Origin of the sequence: Rossellomorea sp. FS2, from assembly GCF_047915635.1 — a bacterium.
Classification (GTDB): domain Bacteria; phylum Bacillota; class Bacilli; order Bacillales; family Bacillaceae_B; genus Rossellomorea; species Rossellomorea marisflavi_A.
Window position 1 is genome coordinate 986,574 of sequence record NZ_JBLRVS010000001.1, and the last position, 21,003, is coordinate 1,007,576.

The window sequence follows — 21,003 nt, forward strand, 5'->3', positions numbered from 1 at the left end:
TTTATACAACTTAATATCTATGCTTGTGATGATGCAAACAGTGCAACCAATCGGAATACCTTCAACAGTGATGAAAGGGGGAGAGGACTCACTCATTAACTTGGGTGGGTCTTTTTGTTATGTCTCCCTCTCCCCTACTAATTGTACCGGCTTTTATGAATATATGGTAAATATAGTATATATTATTGGAAGGGATGGGTATTATTGTGGGCTATAGAGACTCTTTAGAATAGTTCATGAAAGTCATGACTTCTAGAACGTTTGTTAAGAATGCAATTTATGATGATGCGACTAAAACGTTATTATTAAATTACTTTAACTCCTTCAGTGAATTTCAAACAACAAATCCAGACTCTCCTATATCAAAAGAGACCTATGAAGATTATTTAAATACTGGCAACAATGTTGATAAGTTAATCGTTCAAGAAGGTGCAAGGATATTAAGGACTTTTACACATGTTGAGAATGTTTCTTTTAATATTGAGTGAAATGGAATTGACCATAGTACTGAAGTAAATAGAGCTGATCTTAATGAATTTCTTGGGTTTAGAATTGAACATACGTCAAATGAAGATAATTCTTGGCAGGAAAAATTCATTTCACATTATAGTGGTATTGAGAATCCTAAAAGAGATAAACTGCTAGAGAAGCTACGGTCTTAAGCTATCCACTGGACATTGGGTTATGAATAGTGATGAATCGTTAAGCAGAGATCAACTAGCTCAAATGAACTTAGCTATAAACCCACCGCTAAACCAGGTGGCCTTTTCATTACACTTATTATTGTAATTAATGACAGAAAACCCATGTTACAGTAAAATACATACTTGTATAGAGAAGTTTCTTACAAGGGGGATTTCAATCGGTGGAAAGAAAATACTGGGTCATCATTTTGATGCTATCATTTTTAGTCTTAGGTGGTTGCTCTACATCATCCGCAAGCAAAGAAACTGATGCCGTTAATGCGGAATCAGAGCTAAGTGGTTATAAAGATGAGCTGGATGATTCTTACTTCAAAGCAAAAGAAGATATTATGGTTTGTATGGTTGATGGTTATTATGGTGAAGACATTGATTGTAATGTAAAAAGCTTAACGAAGGAATTAAATAATGGCGTCTATGCTGCTGATCAGTATAAAGTCAAAAGTCAGGAAATGTTAAAGCTTAAAGATGAGATCTCAAAACAAGGTGAACTTTTGAGTGCTCTTTTGGATAATGCGAAGGAGTCTGAGATACATTCTGAATCAATAGATACTGGAGTAGATGCTGAAGTTAGTGAAGATGAGCAGTCAGCATTTATTGCAAAGTACACTGAACTTATAGATAAGCACTATGCATTGGTTGAAGAAATTAATGAAAGTAATAAGATAATCGATTCTTTATTAGACTAAGATTATTAAGCCCACATTTATGTGGGCTTTTATTATGTATAAAAGAAATATATGTATTTACTGACATATTTGTAGTTTTCCTGTAAAATTGTTACTTGTGACTTTGAAACTAAACGAAGCGAATCACCCACACATAGGACTTGCCTCTACATGCTAAGTCATCCTATTAGGTGGCTTTTTATTATTCACTAAACAAAAAAGTAGATGTTGAGATTACCCCAACATCTACCATTAATTATTTTCAACTTCACCATCATTTAGTTTCTAGTTATATTGTAGTTCTTTACCCCCTAGTTTTAGATCATTCTTCTGACCCTCATCCTCTAACTCGACAATGAACGTATAGGGCATCATATCCTATTATCTGTACTTATTGTCATCCAGTCTTCACCATTGTAGTCATGACTACCGTACACAACTATACTGTCACTTATAACTTCTAAATCTGCTATAGTGCCAGACCAGGTCACCATATTTCCTACCATATATTTATTCCAAGTAGTGGATCTCTCATTAATATGTAAGCCATAATAGCATCAACAACCTGATTAAAGTCAGCATTATTTTTTACTAATATAGCAACTCATAAAGGAGGTGTAATATTTAATGAAACGCTTCCTAATTATGTACCACAGCGATGATTACAAATTAAAAAGGTTCGTGTGGATACCTGATTCATGCAAAATGGATGAAATGAACTTGGGAACTAAGGGTATAAAGACTATGTCCCTTCGGGGGCATTTTCTTTACTTTCAGATACTTTCTAAGGATTTTGTAGTAAACTTGGTTTAGGTTGTTACAAAGATAATTGTAGATCTTCTTATAAGTTCAATCATCTTTTAAAATACGACTTTACATTCTTGGATAAACAATACTTAAATATATAGGGCGGGGATGAATTGGACATCCAACTTCACTTAACACCATGGTACGAAGAAAGAAATTTTGCTCTAAATCAAGTCCATCCTATAAAAAATCATCTACATAAACCTGAGGGTGGACTATGGACATCTTCTTATAATCAAAAAATTGGTTCTGAATGGTTACAGTCAGACTTCGTTGAACTTAAAAATGGTTGTAGAGGAACTTTATTACAAGTAGTAGGCAATCCAAATATTCTATCCATTAAAACTGTAGAACAAGCAAAAAAGGTAGCTAGTACTTACTTTCTTGGGCAGGTTCTCACACTAGATTGTTATGATTATGAAAAAATGACAGAGGACTATGATGGTATCAGGATATATGGTGAAGCTCTAAATGAGGGATCTCCATTCTGGGAATTTAATGTAGAAAGTACCTTATGGTTTAATGTGAACCACCTAAGAGTTTTAGAAAAAATTGATGTTTTAAAATACAAAAGCTAATATGACTTATTTGGTAATTAACAGAGCCTCAAAGTGAAGGCTTTTATGTTAGTAATTAAAGATCTTGTAAGCAAGCTTTATAATCACACATGTCCAAGAGGTGAAATGTAGTTCAAAAGTAAATGGTGAAAAATCTATTTGAATTTCTGTATTACTTGACAAATTGAACGACCATGCATGGGAGTTAGCTCAGAATGAAAGTGTAATTACCTTCAACAATGAAGAATATGTGATAAAGCTCATAAATAGAAAAGGTGTAGAATCCACCAAGGTTAAAAGTCTTGATGTGGGTCACACTTTTTTTAATACAATGATTAATTCGATGCAGCACAACATTCACAATGGATCCATGACATTCAACGCATCCCTACAAAAAATGTTTGATGCTACTCCAAAAAATTTTAATATTGTGGACAACAGTTTCCTCGCTCAGTGTGTCAAAAACTTTAGGCGGGAGAACTGTCTTTCTTTATTCCAAAAGGTCCTGGAGCGGAACGGTACTGAATTCAAGAGTGAGCGTTAACATTGTGTACTTACACAAGCACATAGAAGTAGCTCAGGATTGCGCTGGAATTACCAAGCAAACCTAAACCTCAAGAGATTAGATGAGGAGAGTAATAACTATAGCCTCGCTACAGTTATTCGCGGCTATTACGGGTCTACATAAGTAGGGGTGTTTTTCTCTTTGTATGCACTTGAGATTTAATCGTCCAGCAAAAAGGATAACGCTTACAAGCGTAGAATCTATAGGATAGATATCCATCTGCGCATCGCATCATTCAAGCCCTGGAAAGAGGGCGATCGAGGGGGAAGACGATGTACGCAACGACCGGAACGATGTTTGATCAAAGTGTGGAGAATTACCGGAACCAGGAAGCGATCGTAGAGGTGAAAAGTGGACGGCGGATGACTTACGGACAATGGCAGGAAAGGGTTCACCAGATGTGCAATGCACTTCAGGCAGAAGGAGTGAGGAAGGGGGACAGGGTTTCGACCTTTCTGTATAATACCGAGTTGCTCGCGACCGTTTATTTTGCCTGCGGGAAAATCGGGGCCATCATCAACCCGATCAACTTTCGACTTAATTCAGATGAACTGGCCTTCATCATGCATGACGCCGAACCAAAGGTGTTCCTATTTGAAGAAGCACTTCAAAACGTCGTGGAAGGGATAGCACCGGATTTCGGTCAAATCGTCTTCTGGTATGAAGGGGGGAATCCGCCTGCCTTTTCAAAGCGTGTGAGCGACATGGCCTTTTCGACTCAATTTGAAAAAGTCGAAGTGGATGAAAAGGATCCGTATGCGATGATGTATACGAGCGGGACGACGGGAAGGCCGAAAGGAGTGCTTCATCGTCACCGCGACGTGATGGAGCAGGCGTTGATCCTGACCGGTGTTATGGGATACCGGTCTGGTGATGCGGGATTAGTCACGGCTCCGATGTTTCATTGTGCAGAACTCCACTGTGCATTCGTTCCGAGGGTACTCGCAGGCGCGAAGAACGTCATCCTTCATCAATTCGATCCAAAGCTCGTCCTTGAAACGATCGAACGAGAGCGCATTACGACTCTTTTTGCAGCTCCGACCATGTGGAGCATGCTGCTAGAAGAGGGCACGTCCCACTATGACACGTCGAGTCTCAGGAATGGGCTCTATGGTGCCGCACCAATGGCGCCGAGCCTTGTGAGGAAGCTTCATGATGAACTGAAGATCGAGCTGATACAGGCGTATGGACAAACGGAAATGGGTCCTGCCATTGCATTTCTTCTACCCCATGAACAGCTTACTAAGGCGGGGGCGGCAGGGAAAGCGGCCTATCATCATGAAATACGGGTCGTGAAACCGGGAACGTCCGGCCCGGCGGATCCAGAGGACATCTGTGCCGTGGGTGAAATTGGTGAAATCATCGTGAAGGGATCGTGTACCATGATCGGGTATCATGGCCGCACCGAAGCAACGGAACATGCCTTGTCTAGAGGATGGTATCATACTGGGGACCTTGGATATGTTGACCGTGAAGGATACCTTTATATCGCCGACCGGATTGACGATATGATCATTTCAGGAGGGGAAAATGTCTATCCAAGGGAAGTCGAAGATGCCCTGCACGCCCACGAAGGAGTCTCGGATGTTGCTGTCCTGGGGACACCGGATGAAAAATGGGGGGAAGTCGTCACGGCCGTCATCGTACCTAAGTCGAAAACATTGACTGCTCAAGAATTGGATGACTTTTTGAAAAGCGGGAAGGCTCTGGCAGGCTATAAACGGCCACGGAACTATCGATTCACCCCAGCACTTCCACGGAACGCCAGTGGCAAAATCCAAAAATTCCTGCTGAGAGAGGACTTGTCAAAAGAGGTTCATATTGATTAAAACTATAATAATATTATGTTAACTTATTTCTGTATACACCACGTTTCCCTGAACATGATACAATGAAGGGAATCATCTACCGAAAGAAGTGAACGAATATGATCACCTACCAGAATCTACACCATGTCAGTTTGACCGTAACCGATCTCAAAAGGTCTAAGGAGTTCTACAAAGATGTACTGTGCCTCGAAGAGATCAAGCGTCCGGAGTTCGGCTTTCCGGGTGCATGGTACGCCATTGGTAATCAGCAGCTCCATTTGATCGTCCACCCGACCTCTCAAACGATACGGGAAGAGAAGATTCTATCAAGCAGGGAAGGTCATTTTGCCCTGAGGGTGGATGATTACGATCGAGCCTTGACATGGCTGAAGGGACACGGGGTCGAAATACTTGAAAAACCTCACTCGAAAAGTGGATTTGCACAAATTTTTTGTCAAGATCCCGATGGGAATCTGATTGAATTGAATGTAGATCAAGAAGATGTATAGACAAAAATCCAGAACCCTTTCAAGACGGGGTTCTTTTTTTTGATTCCCCTTTATTCGGTTCTTGGTAGACCCGCAAAAATTCCAAGACTTATAGAGTCCGATCTAATGGGATTCTACAAAACATGTAAGAAATTCTGACATAAATTGCTCGTAATTTTCCGAATGATTAGACATATCTACTCCAGAAATGGTACGGTAATGATAAGGAGTGCCGAATTTCGACAAATAGAGCGTTTATTTGGGGTTCCTCTCAATAAGGTAAAGGAGGATAAGATATGGAAAGATGGATTACATTTCTCGATGTCAACGGTCCGCGAATCGTGGATCTGACAATCGAACATGCGCTTCTCGTGGGACTAGCGATCCTGGTAGCTCTTCTCATCGGCATCCCTCTGGGGATCTATCTGACAACCAATGATTATCTAGCAGAAACGATCCTTCAGGTTGCATCGGTCATGCTGACCATTCCGAGTATTGCATTATTCGGAGTCATGATTCCCATTTTTTCAATCATCAATCAGGGGATCGGTTTCGTCCCCGCATTTGTAGCCCTCGTATTATATTCCCAGCTTCCCATCATCCGTAATACATATACGGCGATTAAGAATGTAAGTCCCCAGATGCGCGACGCCGCCAAAGGGCTGGGCATGAAAACACATCAACGTCTATTCAAAGTGGAAATCCCCAATGCTTTTCCCCTCATCATGGCCGGAATCAGGACGGCAGTAGTCATGAATATCGGAATCGGAGTGATTGCGGCTTACATTGGTGCGGGTGGCTTGGGTGTCCTCATTACTCAGGGAATCTCCCGCGGTGACAACTACCTGATCATCAGTGGGTCGATTGCCGTTGCCATCCTTGCCATGATTGCCGATGGGATCCTGATGTACATCCAAAAACGATTTACACCTAAAAGTCTATCCAATTGAAGGGAGAGTGGACCGTATGATCAAGTTTGACCAAATTACAAAGACGTATGAAGGTGGTGTGACAGCCATCAATAAGGTCGATTTCAATGTGGATGAAGGACATATTGTCGTTCTGCTTGGCCCCTCTGGATGCGGAAAGACGACGCTCCTCCGCATGGTCAATCGCCTTGAGTCGATTTCGGAAGGGAAGATCTACATCAACGGTCAGGACTCCAGCGAACTGAATCCCATTGAACTGCGAAGGAAGATCGGGTATGTGATCCAAAGCAATGGACTTTTCCCCAATCTTACAATCGAGGAGAATGTCATGATCGTCCCTGATATGCTGGGATGGAGCAAGGCACAAAAACGTGAGCGGTTCAATGAGCTCATGGCCATGATCGGACTGGATCCAGAGAAATATAGGAAGCGGTACCCCCACGAACTCTCCGGTGGTCAGCAGCAAAGAATCGGTGTCATTCGTGCCCTCGCTGCCGATCCTCCCGTCATGCTCATGGACGAACCGTTCGGGGCACTTGATCCGATCATACGTGAGAAGATCCAGGATGAATTTCTACAAATCCAGCGGAAGGTAAAGAAGACGATCCTCTTTGTCAGTCACGATATTGATGAAGCCATCAAGATGGCTGACCGGATCGTTTTATTAAAAGGTGGGGAGATCATGCAGTATGATTCTCCTTCAGAAATGCTCGTACGTCCGAAAAATGAATTTGTATATGAATTCTTTGGGAAAGACCGGGCGATTAAAAGCCTGAGCCTTCATACGATCAAAGATTTGAAGGATATCATCGGGCTAGTGGAGATAGATGATACCATTCAGGATACCAAAACTATTCACGTCGGGAACGATCTACGCAATACGCTTTCCATGCTTTTGAATCAAGAAGCGGATCAAGTGATTGTCAATGATGACCATGGAGTCCGTCTGGGAGCCATCACGATTGATCGGGTCCAACAATATCTGCACTACGAGATAAAGGGTAAATCCATTCCTATGGAGGAAAGGTGATAGGATGAAAAGAAAAAAACTGACGAGCCTCGTCGTACGTTGCATCCTGTATGCACTGGTGGCCCTTTTTCTGTTCTGGTCCATCAAGAATCATTATTATGACTACATTTTCACAAATAGCAGTACCTTTCTACTCCTTCTTCGGCAGCATCTTTCACTTGTGCTTGTTTCATCGCTTTTGGCGATCGTCATTGCTGTCCCAATGGGCATCCTCATCACAAGGAAGTCATTCAGAAGGGCGGAATGGGTCGTGTCGAATACGGTCAATTTCGGTCAGACGATCCCGAGCCTTGCCGTCCTGGCACTGATGATCAGCATATTGGGAATCGGTTTTAAAACAGCCGTGTTTGCTCTTTTCATTTATTCTTTATTACCGATTTATCGGAATACGGTGGCAGGAATCAATTCGATCGATGAAAATCTTCTTGACGCCGCCAAAGGGATGGGAATGACCCGGGTGCAGATCTTGTTTAAAATTGAATTACCCAATGCGGCATATTCGATCCTGGCGGGGATCCGGACGGCCATTGTTCTGAATATCGGTACGGCAGCCCTTGCTTATGTAGTAGGTGGAGGAGGGCTGGGTGTTTGGATTTTCACCGGCATACAGCTCTTTGATAATGGTTACCTCATTTCAGGTGCCATCCCCGTTACGCTGCTGGCTGTCGGAGTCGATTTTGGGTTGAGGCTCCTGGAAAACAAATTGATTTCAAAAGGCATAAGGGCGACAGTTGAATCGTAATGAACGGAGGTGAGATGATGGGGAAGAAAAAATGGATAGGCATGGCAATCATGATATCACTTGCCTTGATCCTCTCGTCTTGTTCTTCTATAGGCGTCGGGGAAAAAAGGATTTCGGTCGGAGGGAAGAATTTCACTGAACAATATCTCCTTTCTGAAATGACCGCATTTCTATTAGAAGAAGAAGGCTTCAAGGTAAAACAGATGAATAATCTGGGCAGTACCGTTGTACGTAAAGCATTGGAAAATAATCAGGTTGACCTGATGTGGGAATACACAGGTACCGCCTTGATCACCTATATGAAGCAAGATCCTATCGCCGATCCGGATAAAACCTTCGAGAAAGTCAAGGATCTTGATGCAAAAAACGATATCCATTGGATGAATATGTCCAAGGTCAATAATACGTATGCGCTGGCGATGACAAGAGAAAAGGCGGAGGAACTCGACATCCATTCAATCAGCGATCTTGGGGAATATATCAATGATCACCCTGATGAGCTCACGATTGCCTCGGATGCAGAGTTCGCCAATCGACAAGACGGTCTGCCTGGTGTGGAGAAGAAATATGGATTTGATTTCGGCGCTCAGAACATCAACCAGATGGATATCGGGCTGACTCAAAGAGCACTTGATAAAGGGCAGGTCGACGTATCCGTGGCCTTTGAAACGGATGCGACGATTCGTTCCTATGGTCTCGTGACATTGGATGATGATAAACAATTCTTCCCCCCATACCGCGCAGCGGTAAGTGTGAATAAGGACGTTCTGAAGAAGTATCCCGAAATCGAAGAGATCACCGGACGCCTTGCTGATAAGCTGGATAGTGAGATCATGCGTGAGCTTAATTATAAGGTGGATATCGAAGGGAACAGTGTTTCAGTCGTTGCGTATGAATGGCTAGTGGATAATGGCATGATAGACGAATAAAACAGCTCCTGTGCTTTTCGGCACAGGAGCTGTTCAGGTTAACGGAGGATAGTATCGCGGCTTTCAATAAAATAACACATTGATTTGATCACCACTCCGATGATGAATAGAAGGACAAAGGATGAGAATGGACTCCAGTGATGGAGATCATAGAAGTTAAAATGGACGAATATCGGCATGCCCACGAATTCAATCAGCGCACTGACCAGCAATAAGGCGATCAGGTAGGCCTTCCATTTGGTGAAGTACTGGTAGGTCAAGGCATAGACGACGGGGATCGTCATGAAATCTACGGCATTGAAACTTTCGAGGAAACCGATGAACTGATAGGGATAACTCCAATAGCCGAAATAGTTCCCAATTTCGTTCACAAAAGCGACCAGGCAGAACGATAAAAGCAGGCAAAAGGCACTCATGGTGTAACGGGACCGGTCGATTACCATGATGAATACCACAAGGAACAACAGGTTTATGATGAGGATAAACCACCAGTGTCCGCTGAACAGGTTATTCTCCCTCCAGTAAGCCATTTCAGTCTGCATTAAGTGGTGCCGTGCTTCGTTGACGTCATGCAAAGTCATCCTGATTACTCCTTTTTAGGTGTATCATGCACGTTAACGGGAGCAATTATGCGGAATCAATCAGAAAAAGCGGGTTCCTGTTCCAGGTTCCCGCTTTCCGATTATTGCTTCATGTCTTTGTATTCTTTTTCCGTGCCGTCAGGGAATGTCACTTCAAGTTCGAACGTTTCGTAATCATCCTTGAGAGAGAAGGTGTCCTTCACTTGCTTCATGACGTCTTCATCGGAGGTATCTTTGTCAAAATCAAGCTTTTCAAGCATAGGCGTGATCTTGTCCATGGCTTCATCACCAGAGAGTTTTTCATCATTCATATCATCCTGGAAGCTAGCTTCCATTCCATCTTCATCATTGTCATAGTCCACTTCATAGTCCTGCTGGTCGGCATAGTCCACATCCAAGTCGAAGCTCGTGAAGGCGAATTTGTTATCCTTTGATGAATCATTCATGGAATCGTTTGATGTATCATTATTGGCGCTCTCATTTTCCTTTGGCGCATCTTTCGGTGGGTCCTTGACTTCATCGTTACTGCATCCGAATAGTAGGAGTGTTGCAGCAAATGCTGGGATGACGGCGGTTTTTAATTTCATGATTTTGTTCCTCCATTCTATGATTTTCTCTTAGTATACCCGGAAGTGGAATCGTCAATCCCTGATCATAAGCTTTCGTCCTTTTGAACCATGTGTTGAAAGAGTCGGTGGAGTATGCTACTATATCCTAGAAAATAAATATGTTGTATAACCTCAATAATATGGTTTGAGGGTCTCTACCAGGAACCGATAAATCCTGATTACAAAATTCTTTGCCTTTCATTTTGTAGTCAGGATTTTTTGTGTTGTCATTTTCTGTGCAAAATGGAAGGCGTACAGAAAGGTGAGGGAATATGAACTGGAGAGTGTATGTATTGGCTGCATCCACATTTGCAGTCGGACTGGTCGAATTGATTGTCGGAGGAATTCTTCCGAATATAGCGGAGGGACTTGATATATCCCTTGGGAAAGCAGGTCAGCTCATAACGGTGTTTGCGCTGGCTTATGCCATTTCAGCACCGATCTTACTGTCGGTGACGGCCAAGGTGGAGAGAAAGAAGCTGTACCTGATGGCACTATCGGTCTTTACCATCGGAAATATCATTACATTTTTAAGCACTGATTTCACATTGGTCATCATTGCCCGGATCATTACAGCCATGAGTACGGCCCTCGTGGTGGTTCTGTCCTTGACGATTGCTGCCAAGCTTGTGGATCCAAGTCATCGAGCAAAGGCATTGGGTCTTGTTTTTGTCGGAATCAGCTCCTCCCTGGTCCTCGGTGTGCCAATCGGGATTTTCATGACGGAGACGTTGGGCTGGCGTTCGACTTTTCTCGGTATCGCTGTCCTATCAGCCATTTCCATTGTTCTGAACGCGTTCCTTCTGGAGAAGATGCCGGTCGACAAGGTGACGCCTCTGAAGGAACAATTCAAAGCGATTTTGCATCCAAAGGTATTTTCTGGGCATCTGATCAGCTTATTCATGCTGGCAGGGCATTATATGTTTTATGCCTATTTTACACCCTATCTGATTCAGACGTTTGATAGTTCACCAAAAGCCATCTCGATTTTTTATCTGCTGATCGGACTCGCCTCCGTATGCGGCAACTGGGTGGGAGGCTGGCTGAGCGACCGCATCGGGTCAAAGTCCATTGTCCTTGTAACGGTCCTGTTTGCCCTCGTGCTCTTTGCCATACCGTTCACTGCAGGATTCATGCCGCTCTTCGTCGTCATGACCATCCTATGGGGAGGCCTCAGCTGGGCCCTTACCCCGGCACTGCAAAATTATCTGATCCAAACCGCACCTGATACGTCGGATATTCAGCAAAGCATCAATACGTCTGCCCTGCAGGTGGGGATATCCGTCGGTTCTGCTCTAGGAGGTGCTGTCGTCAGCGTATCCCATGATGTATCACACCTCGCAAGCTTCGGGGCCGTCTTAGTGGTGTTCGCCATCCTGAGCTCCCTATTCTCATTGAAACACGCCCCGTTGGCACGGAACGATTCATTAAAACAAGTTGGATAACCATGACCCGCATCGTGCATGCGGGTTATTTTTTTTGTTGAAAATTAGAGGAAGCAGTCGAATGCGGGTCGAAGTGATACATAGAAGGTTAAAGGAAGGAATGGTGAAACATGAATCGGTTTCTGAAACGATTATCGTTGGAAAAACCCATCATCCAGGCCCCGATGGCTGGAGGGATCACCACGACGGAAATGGTGAAAGCAGCCATGGACGGGGGGATACTTGGCAGTTTGGCTTCGGGATATTTGGCACCTGACACACTCGAAGAACAGATTCGAATCGTTTCTGATCATTCAAAGCGACTCTTTCAAGTAAATGTTTTCGTACCCGGCGGGGAAAAGATGCCCAAGGATGAGGATGTCGATCCATGGAAGGAAAAAGTCCCTGGATCACAACACGCAGGAACGTTCATGACCATCGAGGAGCAGTGGGATGATTTTTATAGGAAAATCGATCTGATTCTTCATTATAAAGTAAGGGTGTGTTCATTCACGTTCCAACTTCCTCCGGTCAAGGTTGTGCAACAATTGAAGAAAGAGGGCTGCCTTCTCATGGGAACAGCTTCGACAGTGAAGGAAGCCGTGCTGATGGAGGAACGGGGCATGGATATGGTATGCATGCAGGGAAGCGAAGCCGGTGGCCATCGCGCGGCTTTCCTTGATGGGGAAGGCGATTCATCCATCGGGCTGATGACCCTCATCCCCCAAACCGTAGACGCTGTGAGCATCCCCGTCATCGCTGCCGGTGGCATTACCGATCACAGAGGATTAAATGCCGCCTTGGCTTTAGGTGCTGAGGCGGTCCAGATCGGAACCCCGTTCCTCCTCTGTAGAGAGAGCGGAGCACATCCTTCCCATAAGCGCAGGATCATAGAGTCGAGTGGGGAAGAGACAAGGGTGACATCCCTGTTCACGGGTAAAAAGGCAAGGGGCATCGTAAATGACTGGATGGTGAATAACGAAAGATTCGAGCATATGGTGCTTCCTTATCCCCATCAGCATATCCTGACTAAACCGATGAGACAGGCCGCCACTCAGTCAGAGGATCCCTCCCGCATGTCTCTGTGGGCAGGTCAGGGAATCGGTTCATTACAACGAGAGACAACCGTGAAAGAAGTGATTGATACGTTTGTTGAATTGGAGGGATCTGTATGATCATCATGATAAATGGTGCGTTCGGTTCAGGGAAAACAACAATTGCCCATTCCCTATGCGACAGTCTCCCGGGCACGATGCTGTTTGATCCGGAGGAGGTGGGGTATATGCTCAGGAATGTGATTCCGGAGGATAGAAAGCGACTCGAAGCTCCTGAGGGGGATTTTCAAGATCTGGACTTGTGGAGAGAACTGACTGTTGAAGTAGGAGGCCGCCTGATCGAGAGATACCAGACCGACCTTATCGTACCCATGACGATCCGGAAGCAGGAATATTTGACCGCCATAATCGAAGGCTTTAAGCAAAAGGGACAGGACGTCATGCATTTCTGTCTCATGGCGTCTAAAGAAACCATCCACGAACGCCTGCGGGGGCGCGGTGAAGAAGAGAATAACTGGTGTTTCATGCAAACGGATGCCTGCCTTCTTGCGTATGAAACAGGGAACTTCGGTACGTATTTGGATACAGAGGGTAAAACCATTGAAGAATTGACATCTGCCATCGTGGGAACTCTGCAGAAGCAAACCTCTGAGGGATGATGATGTAGGTTTATCCCTGGACTTGTAAAAAACATGAAAGAAAATGGGTTAATGGGAGAGGGGAAGAATGAAACTTGTAATCATCATAGGTCCACAGGCTGTAGGTAAGATGACAGTCGGGCAGGAACTTGCAAAGATCACCGGTTTGAAGTTGTTCCATAATCATATGACCATCGATCTTGTAGGGAATTTCTTTGATTATGGAAGCGCTGAAGGAAAGCGGCTTGTCAAATTGTTCCGACATGAGCTTTTTGACGCCATCTCCAAAAGTGATTTGAAGGGATTGATTTTTACATTTGTGTGGGCTTTCGATATGAAGGAAGATTGGGACTACATAGAGAGTATCTCCATGATGTTCCAATCGCGGGGAGGCTCTGTATACTTTGTGGAGCTTGAAGCGGACGTAAAGGAAAGGCTGAAACGTAATACAAGTGAAAATAGGCTGAATCACAAACCATCCAAGCGTGATGTTGATTGGTCTGAAAGAGACCTGTTGGATTCCATGACTGCCTACCGATTGAATTCGTTTCAAGGAGAATTGAACGGGGATCATTATGTACGCATTGATAATTCCATAATGAGTGCAGCGGAGACGGCCGAAATGATAAAGCATCGTTTTGACCTTTAGTTTCATATAATAGGAGATCAGCATCTCTAATCCAATGTTCAATCATGATCCGTTCAAAATTAGAGGATCATGGACGATATGGAGTAGTGCGAAAGGGTGTGATCAGATGAGCGGCCAACACTTCCGGCTTCTGTTTGTTGGGAGCCTTTTACTTCTAACCATCCTACCGTTAACCCTGATGACCATTCATCAAAACGGAGAGAAGAAGGATTCCTTCCTGGAATTCGCACGATCCTATGCCTCTCTGGATCGTGAGGTTGTCAAGGCTGTTGAAGAATATCGGATGGTGGAGGGGACGGAGGATGCCGACGATGCGGCATCCGGTGCAGGTGCGGCGGCAAGCGAAGGGATATCAGCCATGTGGGAACTTGATGCACCTGAGAATCTCCCGGTCGATGTGAAAGATCAACTGCAGCATGCACTGAGCTCCATAAGGGATTCTTACCATTCAATCAAATTCGAAATGGACACTGTGCATCATCTGGTGGAAGATCCCGACATTTCCTTCCTTGAAACGCAGGCTCAGTATTTTGGGTATGTTGCAGATAGAGAACGTAGAGAATCGAGGGAATCCATGATCAAAGCGGGAGACAGCCTTGGATTTTCCAGAGAAGACATGATGAAGATTATCGGGGAACAATAAAAGATCAGAGAAAGTCTCTGATCTTTTTATGCATTATGGATGTGTGACGGTCTTTTCTACGAATCTTGCCAGATAATCACTGACTCCATTTTCATCACAGGTTAGAGTCGTGACCTCATCTACAACATCCTTGATATGATCTTTGGCATTATGCATGGCAACGGAATGGGTCACAAAGTCAAACATCTGAAGATCATTGTCGCTGTCACCGATGGCAAGGGTGTCTTCGTTTTTCAATCCGAAATGTTCGAGCATTTCACTGATTCCAGATGCCTTATTGACCTCCGCCACCATCAGTTCAAGGTTGTGATTGGATGACTTCGAAAGGGTGAAGTCTGTGTCCTTTTTCATTTCGTTTAGGACATCTCCCCATTTTTGAATCTTTTCCTGCGTACGTGCAAAGAAATAAAATTTGGAGAATCCCTTCCCTTGCAGATGGTCATTGAAGGATATCTCTTCATTGACGGCTTTCTTGCGCGATAGCCATTCATTTTCCTCTACTCCATCCGGTTTCGGATCCGCTACTTCCTTGAGTACATACTCCTGATCCTGCTTCAATGTAATACGGGGGGCACCATATGGGAACACCTCATAATAGATCTCATGCTTCCTTGCTTGCGCAATAACATGTTCCACAAGATCGAGTGATAGGGAATGCTCGAATACCGGTTTATCGTCCACATAGCCGGCCATTCCGTTGGATGTGATGAAACCGTCTACTTTGAATCCTTCCGGCAGCATGGCTTCAATCTCATCGTAGGCTCTTCCTGTAGCGATGAACACAAAAATCCCTTGAGCCCTTAACGCATCAATGGTTTCCTTCGTCTGGACACTCACTTTATTTTGTGAACTCAAAATGGTCCCATCCATATCCAAAAAGATGGTTTTCGGTTTGATTGACATACTAATTCCTCCCGTAATCTTGTAAATTAAACCTGTTTCTACTCAATATATAGGAAACGTAAATACTATTCAAAGATAATGAATGCTCTCTATCATTGTAACCGAACTTCCTGCTGATTGCAGTGAATGAAAAGATTTTTTCCAGATTGATTGTCATCTGGTATAAAATGATAGAGATTGAAAGGGGGAACGCATCATGCTCAATGAGTGGATTCAATCGTTGATGAAGCGACACTCCCATGACCGTACGATTATCGGAATCGATGGATTGGGTGGATCTGGGAAAACCACTTTGGCACAATGCATTCAACGTGACCTGCTTGACGGTTCACGACAGACGGTCCTCATCCATCTTGATGATCATATCATGCCGTCAAGCAACCGTTATGGTACCGGCATGCCTCAGTGGCGGGAGTATTATGAGCTACAATGGGATGTCATTGGCCTAAAGAGTACCTTATTTGATTTTCTCACATCACCACATCTTCTTTTCCACGTTCCGTTTTACGATAAACATACGGATAGGATCATCCAAAAACAGTTGGATGTACAGCAAGATGCAGTGGTGCTGGTCGAAGGCGTTTTCCTTCAACGGCCCGAATGGATCGGGTATTTCGATGCCGTCATTTTTGTGGACTGTCCATTTCCCATCAGAAAGCGCCGAGTGATCAGTCGTGACGGGTATTTAGGGAATGAGAGTGAAATCCTTAAGGCATACCAAAACCGCTATTGGCCGGCAGAAGATTACTATATGGCCACCATGAGGCCGATGGAACATGCAATAATTTACCATATAAACGATGAATGGAGTGAGTTTCCATGCGACGATTGAAAATCGGGATGGTGGGTCTCGGGGGGATTGCCCAGAAAGCGTATCTTCCTCTACTATCCAAGGAAACCGGGTGGGTGTTGGCCGGTATCTATACACCCGACCGAAAGAAGCGTAATCGGATCAGCAGTGAATACCGTCTCCAAGCTTTCAATCATGTTGATCATCTAGCTGAGGAATGCGATGCGGCATTCGTACATAGTTCGACGGATTCACACTATGAAGTGGTGTCAGCACTCATGCAAAAAGGGCTGGACGTGTATGTGGACAAGCCCTTGGCGGCCACAATCGAACAATCGGAGCGACTGGTAGACGAGTGTGTGAAGTCAGGAAGGAAACTGATGGTCGGATTCAATAGAAGATTCGCTCCCCTTTACGTCCAGGCGAAGGCCATGGCTGGAACTCCTGCCTGGGTGAGATTCGATAAGCACCGCATGGATGATATCGGTCCAGCCTCATTTGAATTCACCATGCTCGACGATTATCTTCATCTGGTCGATACGATCCGCTGGCTGAATGACGATGGCAATATGATAGTAAGTGGTGGAGCAATGGTGATCAATGAATCCAATGAATTGGTTCATGCAAAGCACACCTTTCAATCTTCACTTGGTACGCAGTGCTCTACCGGGATGCATCGGAGGGCGGGAACGCAGCGTGAGACGTTGGAGATCATATCGGATGGACGCATCTTGACCGTATCAGATATGAATGTCCTCGAGGTGGAAGAAGGAGGGAGAAGGATGGTCACCAAGCCTTCTTCCTGGGATACCATCCTCAAGCAGCGGGGGTTCGAAGATGCCGTCATGCATTTCATTCAGAGTGTGATGGGGGACACGCATCCTTGTATTGGAGGAGAGCAGGCACTTGAAAGCCATTATGTGCTGGAAGGGCTACTCAAGGATCATTGATCAATACGAATCAACTGTGAGAAGTCTACAAAACATGAGAAGAGTATCTTAACAAAGGTGGATGACATGTCCAAAATTGATAGTATGTTAGCGATTCTATGGATGCTCCGTTCAGGTAAAAAAGTGACGGCGAAACAAATTTCAGAAAAGTTGGAGATGAATATTAGGACGGTGTATCGTTATATCGATACCATTTCAACAAGTGGCGTACCTATTATTTCAGAACCAGGACCTAACGGTGGATATACCTTATTGAACCATTTTATTGAGGCTCCGCTCTTTTTTGATGTTGAAGAGCAAACGTCACTGTTTCATGCTGCCGTCTTTGCAGAGGAAGCGGGATATTATGGTGGTGAACCACTGAACAGGGCCATTTCAAAACTAAGTAAATACTCAAATCAAGAGCAGGAAAGAATGGTAAACCATCATTTGACCAGTCTTGAAGTCATAAGTCCATTACGCCCGCACTCATTGGAACCGTTTTTGAAAGAGTTGGAGCATGCCGTAGCTGATGGGTACTCAGTAAAAATGATTTATCACAAAAGTAGTGAACAACAAAAACATGAAAGAGTGGTCGACCCATACAAAATGCTCTATTGGAACAATAAATGGTATGTGATCGGATTTTGTCATCATAGAAGTGACCTCCGCAGTTTTCGAGTCGATCGTATTAAACGTGTTTGGTTAACCGAAAAGACTTTTTGCAGACCAGAGGATTTTTCAGCACGTGACTTTTTCATGAAGAATCTCCTTCCGACGCTAAAAGAAAAGGAACGGATCACTCGCATGGTTATCAGTGGGAATGAAAATACGCTGAATGATGTGTGCCGACATTGGTTTTTAGGACATTATGTACAGGAAAGGGAATCAAATCAAGCCGTGTTCCTTCTTGAAAAAGACATCGTACATGCATATATCCCCAATGTGCTATTACCGTACGGAAAATCGATTCAAGTTGTTGAGCCTGTAAGTCTGAAAAAAAGACTTGTTGAGGTCTTGTCTGAATTAATAACATTTCATCAAGAATGATGACATCCCTGACAGTAGCTGTCAGGGATGTACCTTTATAATAGGCTATATCAATGGTGATGGGAGTGCTATGGAATGCAGACAAGCGTTTATCTTTATGTATTCAACACAATGTCAGACTGGGAATATGGATATCTGATTGCCGAACTAAACACGGGCCGATACTTTAAAAAAGATACTGGACCTTTAAAAGTAGTGACAGTAGGAGCAACGAAAGAAATGATTACGACGATGGGAGGGCTGTCCATCATACCCGATCTTTCTCTGGATGAGTGCATGGTTGAGAGAGAGGACTTGTTCATTTTACCTGGAGGGACTACTTGGGGAGAAGCCATTCATCAGCCAATACTGAAAAAAATTGGCGAAGCTCTAGAGCTGGGAACGATTGTTGCGGCAATTTGTGGTGCCACTGAAGCTCTTGCGAATATGGGATACCTGGATTCCAGAAAGCACACAGGCAATGACGCAGACTATATGAAAATGGTCTGTCCGAATTATCATGGAGAAAGGCATTATGAGATGGGGCCTGTCGTATCCGATGGTAATCTGGTTACTGCTTCAGGAGTAGCTCCCCTGGAATTTGCGAGGGAGGTTCTGGAAAAAGCAGATGTATTTGCACCGGCTACATTACAGTCATGGTATCAACTAAATAAGACCCAGAAACCTGAACACTTCTTCGGGCTAATGAGTTCAATCAAAGCATGAGGTGAAAAGCCAGTCAGCGGATTTGAATGCTTTTTGTTTAGTAAACAGTCTGCATTGTTTCTTGTACGGTAAAGGACGAGGGTTGGGAACCTTCATAACGCTTTATGGCATCTCCTTGAGAGAGCTGCCAATCTCAAAAACCAAATACCGGATCCGTCTCCATCAGCTCCTGTACGGTGACAAACTGATACCCTTTTTCAGTCAATGCAGATAAAATCGTTTCCAGCGCTTTAACGGTTTCCTTCCGATTCCCACCGGAATCATGGAGGAGGATGATGTCTCCGTTGTGGATATTCTTGAGAACATGGGCTGAAATGGCTTCGCTTGAACGTCCTGACCAATCTTTCGGATCCTGATGCCATGACCAGAGGATGGGCATTAAATCCATTTCTTTCATCAAACCGAGCACAGGCATGGAAAGGTCCCCTCCAGGCGGCCTGAACAATTTAGGACGTATCCCCGGCTGGAACTGAAGCAGCAGTTCTTCCGTAGTGGATATTTCTTTTTCAATATCCCTCAGGGAAAGCGAGCCGAAGTTCGGATGGGAAAAAGAATGATTTCCGATTTCGTGTCCCTCTTTCACTTCCCTTTTTACGAGGTCAGGAAACCGTTCGATCCGCTCGCCTGTGAGGAAAAATGTTGCTTTTGCATCATAGGATTTCAGAATCTGGAGGATCTGCGGAGTATAAACAGGGTGGGGTCCATCATCGAATGTGATCGCAACTTTTTTGAAAGGCATGGGGACTTCCCAAATGACTTCTCCCTTCGGTTCGACCATGCTTCGCTCAACCTGCTGGGCATCTGCCGGAGCCGGAAGCATGATCAAGATCATCATTGACACCATCACTAGCCACTTTCTCATGAAATCATCTGCTTTCAATCGTTTTTCTTAGTATGGCTGAGTGTGGTCAAGGTATTCGGTAAGGAATAAGAATGAAAAGTGGTGCAGGACTTCATGTCCATGCACCACTTTTTTTGCTTTTCAGAAGGCATTCAATCACTTGATCGGGTCTGTCCAAGTGGATTTCATGATCACTGCCCTTGGCAATCACCATCTCGCCCTTTTTCGATAATCGACTTAATTCCTGCTGAAGTTCATGCCATCGTTGCTCATACCGGTAAGTTTCCTCCGCAGGGATGCCATGCTTGATAAAAGGCAGGGCTGATACTTCGGGGTCGCGGGCGATAATGGTGAGGGGTAGATCAGGAAAAGGTCCGGACTTCTTCATGGTCTCACTGCTATGTTCCCAAAGGGAAAATTCATCTGCGACAGTCTGATACAGGAGGGGAGAGGTCAAGAAAGCTTTCATCTCTTCAACAGAATCAGATGGGATCTCATTTGTGAGCTCAGCTTGAGTTTTGGTACTGTGAACCTTGTTTGCTTCAATCATTTGTTCAAGGGCAATATACGAATTCAACACGGGTGTTCCCAATTCATAAAGTGTCATGAAGTTCTTGGATGTGGAATCGACCAATATGAGATGTTTTACCAGGTGAGGGAACAAGCGAGTGAAATGCTGGGCACATAAACCACCGTAGGAATGGCCCAAAAGGGTAAATGGGAAGTTGACCTCCAATGATAGAAGAAGCTCGTGCAGCTCCACGGCAATGGATGTGGTATCCCTGGGTCGTATTGATTCAGGGCTTTTGCCGTATCCTTGGCGGTGATACAACAGAATGCGGTAATCGCTGGCAAGATGTTCACATAAAGAACGCCACTCATAGTAAGGACATCCGATTCCCGTCTCGATCACGAGGTGATCTTTCCCAGTGCCGATCCATTCATATTCTATTTTAATGGTTG

Annotated in this window: 24 protein-coding genes and 1 riboswitch; of the genes, 19 read left to right on the forward strand and 5 right to left on the reverse strand. The window is 44.3% G+C overall.

Annotated elements, in window-relative coordinates; all coding sequences use genetic code 11:
- The first annotated feature begins 236 nt into the window (after nucleotides 1-236).
- The 10 genes from ACNA6I_RS05285 to ACNA6I_RS05330 all read left to right on the forward strand — a co-directional run bounded on the left by ACNA6I_RS05285 (nucleotide 237) and on the right by ACNA6I_RS05330 (nucleotide 9,224).
- Nucleotides 237-488: a hypothetical protein gene (locus tag ACNA6I_RS05285; protein WP_416313026.1), complete on the forward strand. Its 252-nt coding sequence runs from the start codon at nucleotides 237-239 to the stop codon at nucleotides 486-488.
- Nucleotides 489-865: 377 nt separating this feature from the next.
- Nucleotides 866-1,390, forward strand: a complete 525-nt coding sequence (locus ACNA6I_RS05290) for a hypothetical protein (protein ID WP_416313027.1) — start codon at nucleotides 866-868, stop codon at nucleotides 1,388-1,390.
- An 899-nt stretch (nucleotides 1,391-2,289) separates the two neighbouring features.
- Nucleotides 2,290-2,754: a hypothetical protein gene (locus ACNA6I_RS05295; protein WP_416313028.1), complete on the forward strand. Its 465-nt coding sequence runs from the start codon at nucleotides 2,290-2,292 to the stop codon at nucleotides 2,752-2,754.
- 163 nt (nucleotides 2,755-2,917) lie between these two features.
- Complete coding sequence (locus ACNA6I_RS05300; protein ID WP_416313029.1) at nucleotides 2,918-3,277, forward strand: hypothetical protein; 360 nt, start codon at nucleotides 2,918-2,920, stop codon at nucleotides 3,275-3,277.
- Between the two features lie 293 nt (nucleotides 3,278-3,570).
- Nucleotides 3,571-5,127, forward strand: a complete 1,557-nt coding sequence (locus ACNA6I_RS05305) for a long-chain-fatty-acid--CoA ligase (RefSeq protein WP_416313030.1) — start codon at nucleotides 3,571-3,573, stop codon at nucleotides 5,125-5,127.
- Nucleotides 5,128-5,225: 98 nt separating this feature from the next.
- Nucleotides 5,226-5,615 carry a VOC family protein gene (locus ACNA6I_RS05310; protein ID WP_063191563.1) on the forward strand — a complete coding sequence of 130 codons (390 nt, stop codon included), beginning with the start codon at nucleotides 5,226-5,228 and terminating at the stop codon, nucleotides 5,613-5,615.
- Between the two features lie 275 nt (nucleotides 5,616-5,890).
- Nucleotides 5,891-6,544 (forward strand): ABC transporter permease, encoded by a 654-nt coding sequence (locus ACNA6I_RS05315; RefSeq protein ID WP_048003707.1) that lies wholly within the window; start codon nucleotides 5,891-5,893, stop codon nucleotides 6,542-6,544.
- Between the two features lie 16 nt (nucleotides 6,545-6,560).
- Nucleotides 6,561-7,553 carry an ABC transporter ATP-binding protein gene (locus ACNA6I_RS05320; protein WP_048003706.1) on the forward strand — a complete coding sequence of 331 codons (993 nt, stop codon included), beginning with the start codon at nucleotides 6,561-6,563 and terminating at the stop codon, nucleotides 7,551-7,553.
- A gap of 4 nt (nucleotides 7,554-7,557) precedes the next feature.
- Nucleotides 7,558-8,295 (forward strand): ABC transporter permease, encoded by a 738-nt coding sequence (locus ACNA6I_RS05325; protein ID WP_416313031.1) that lies wholly within the window; start codon nucleotides 7,558-7,560, stop codon nucleotides 8,293-8,295.
- A 41-nt stretch (nucleotides 8,296-8,336) separates the two neighbouring features.
- Nucleotides 8,337-9,224 carry a glycine betaine ABC transporter substrate-binding protein gene (locus ACNA6I_RS05330; RefSeq protein ID WP_416313032.1) on the forward strand — a complete coding sequence of 296 codons (888 nt, stop codon included), beginning with the start codon at nucleotides 8,337-8,339 and terminating at the stop codon, nucleotides 9,222-9,224.
- Between the two features lie 38 nt (nucleotides 9,225-9,262).
- Here ACNA6I_RS05330 and ACNA6I_RS05335 read toward each other — a convergent pair whose 3' ends face one another.
- On the reverse strand, nucleotides 9,263-9,805 hold the full coding sequence (locus tag ACNA6I_RS05335) for a hypothetical protein (protein WP_416313033.1): 543 nt from the start codon (nucleotides 9,803-9,805) through the stop codon (nucleotides 9,263-9,265).
- Nucleotides 9,806-9,906: 101 nt separating this feature from the next.
- The gene (locus ACNA6I_RS05340; protein ID WP_048003702.1) at nucleotides 9,907-10,392 is read right to left on the reverse strand and encodes a YusW family protein; all 486 of its coding nucleotides are present in this window, start codon (nucleotides 10,390-10,392) and stop codon (nucleotides 9,907-9,909) included.
- A gap of 123 nt (nucleotides 10,393-10,515) precedes the next feature.
- Nucleotides 10,516-10,615, forward strand: a riboswitch (purine riboswitch).
- A 70-nt stretch (nucleotides 10,616-10,685) separates the two neighbouring features.
- Between ACNA6I_RS05340 and ACNA6I_RS05345 the strand changes: the two genes are divergently transcribed.
- From ACNA6I_RS05345 to ACNA6I_RS05365, 5 genes are all read left to right on the forward strand, one after another.
- The gene (locus ACNA6I_RS05345; RefSeq protein ID WP_416313034.1) at nucleotides 10,686-11,858 is read left to right on the forward strand and encodes an MFS transporter; all 1,173 of its coding nucleotides are present in this window, start codon (nucleotides 10,686-10,688) and stop codon (nucleotides 11,856-11,858) included.
- Nucleotides 11,859-11,968: 110 nt separating this feature from the next.
- Nucleotides 11,969-13,012 carry a nitronate monooxygenase gene (locus ACNA6I_RS05350; protein WP_048012801.1) on the forward strand — a complete coding sequence of 348 codons (1,044 nt, stop codon included), beginning with the start codon at nucleotides 11,969-11,971 and terminating at the stop codon, nucleotides 13,010-13,012.
- The gene (locus tag ACNA6I_RS05355) at nucleotides 13,009-13,551 is read left to right on the forward strand and encodes an AAA family ATPase (RefSeq protein ID WP_063191558.1); all 543 of its coding nucleotides are present in this window, start codon (nucleotides 13,009-13,011) and stop codon (nucleotides 13,549-13,551) included. Before ACNA6I_RS05350 ends, ACNA6I_RS05355 begins: the two co-directional genes overlap by 4 nt.
- 67 nt (nucleotides 13,552-13,618) lie before the next feature.
- The gene (locus ACNA6I_RS05360) at nucleotides 13,619-14,179 is read left to right on the forward strand and encodes an AAA family ATPase (RefSeq protein WP_048012799.1); all 561 of its coding nucleotides are present in this window, start codon (nucleotides 13,619-13,621) and stop codon (nucleotides 14,177-14,179) included.
- Between the two features lie 106 nt (nucleotides 14,180-14,285).
- Complete coding sequence (locus ACNA6I_RS05365; protein ID WP_048012798.1) at nucleotides 14,286-14,822, forward strand: hypothetical protein; 537 nt, start codon at nucleotides 14,286-14,288, stop codon at nucleotides 14,820-14,822.
- A 33-nt stretch (nucleotides 14,823-14,855) separates the two neighbouring features.
- On the opposite strand, the gene ACNA6I_RS05370 is transcribed toward ACNA6I_RS05365, so the two are convergent.
- Nucleotides 14,856-15,725 carry a Cof-type HAD-IIB family hydrolase gene (locus ACNA6I_RS05370; protein ID WP_063191556.1) on the reverse strand — a complete coding sequence of 290 codons (870 nt, stop codon included), beginning with the start codon at nucleotides 15,723-15,725 and terminating at the stop codon, nucleotides 14,856-14,858.
- Nucleotides 15,726-15,921: 196 nt separating this feature from the next.
- Here ACNA6I_RS05370 and ACNA6I_RS05375 point away from each other — a divergent pair, with 196 nt between their 5' ends.
- The 4 genes from ACNA6I_RS05375 to ACNA6I_RS05390 all read left to right on the forward strand — a co-directional run bounded on the left by ACNA6I_RS05375 (nucleotide 15,922) and on the right by ACNA6I_RS05390 (nucleotide 19,199).
- Complete coding sequence (locus ACNA6I_RS05375; RefSeq protein ID WP_367257942.1) at nucleotides 15,922-16,557, forward strand: NB-ARC domain-containing protein; 636 nt, start codon at nucleotides 15,922-15,924, stop codon at nucleotides 16,555-16,557.
- A complete protein-coding gene (locus ACNA6I_RS05380) occupies nucleotides 16,545-17,465 on the forward strand; it encodes a Gfo/Idh/MocA family protein (protein WP_416313035.1) in 921 nt (306 codons plus the stop codon). Before ACNA6I_RS05375 ends, ACNA6I_RS05380 begins: the two co-directional genes overlap by 13 nt.
- Nucleotides 17,466-17,531: 66 nt before the next feature.
- Nucleotides 17,532-18,494: a helix-turn-helix transcriptional regulator gene (locus ACNA6I_RS05385; RefSeq protein ID WP_416313036.1), complete on the forward strand. Its 963-nt coding sequence runs from the start codon at nucleotides 17,532-17,534 to the stop codon at nucleotides 18,492-18,494.
- A 75-nt stretch (nucleotides 18,495-18,569) separates the two neighbouring features.
- Entirely contained in the window at nucleotides 18,570-19,199 is a 630-nt protein-coding gene (locus ACNA6I_RS05390; protein ID WP_063191553.1) for a type 1 glutamine amidotransferase family protein, read from the forward strand.
- Between the two features lie 133 nt (nucleotides 19,200-19,332).
- On the opposite strand, the gene ACNA6I_RS05395 is transcribed toward ACNA6I_RS05390, so the two are convergent.
- On the reverse strand, nucleotides 19,333-20,061 hold the full coding sequence (locus ACNA6I_RS05395; RefSeq protein WP_416313037.1) for a polysaccharide deacetylase family protein: 729 nt from the start codon (nucleotides 20,059-20,061) through the stop codon (nucleotides 19,333-19,335).
- Between the two features lie 91 nt (nucleotides 20,062-20,152).
- On the reverse strand, nucleotides 20,153-20,953 hold the full coding sequence (locus ACNA6I_RS05400; RefSeq protein ID WP_416313038.1) for an alpha/beta fold hydrolase: 801 nt from the start codon (nucleotides 20,951-20,953) through the stop codon (nucleotides 20,153-20,155).
- Between the last annotated feature and the right edge of the window lie 50 nt (nucleotides 20,954-21,003).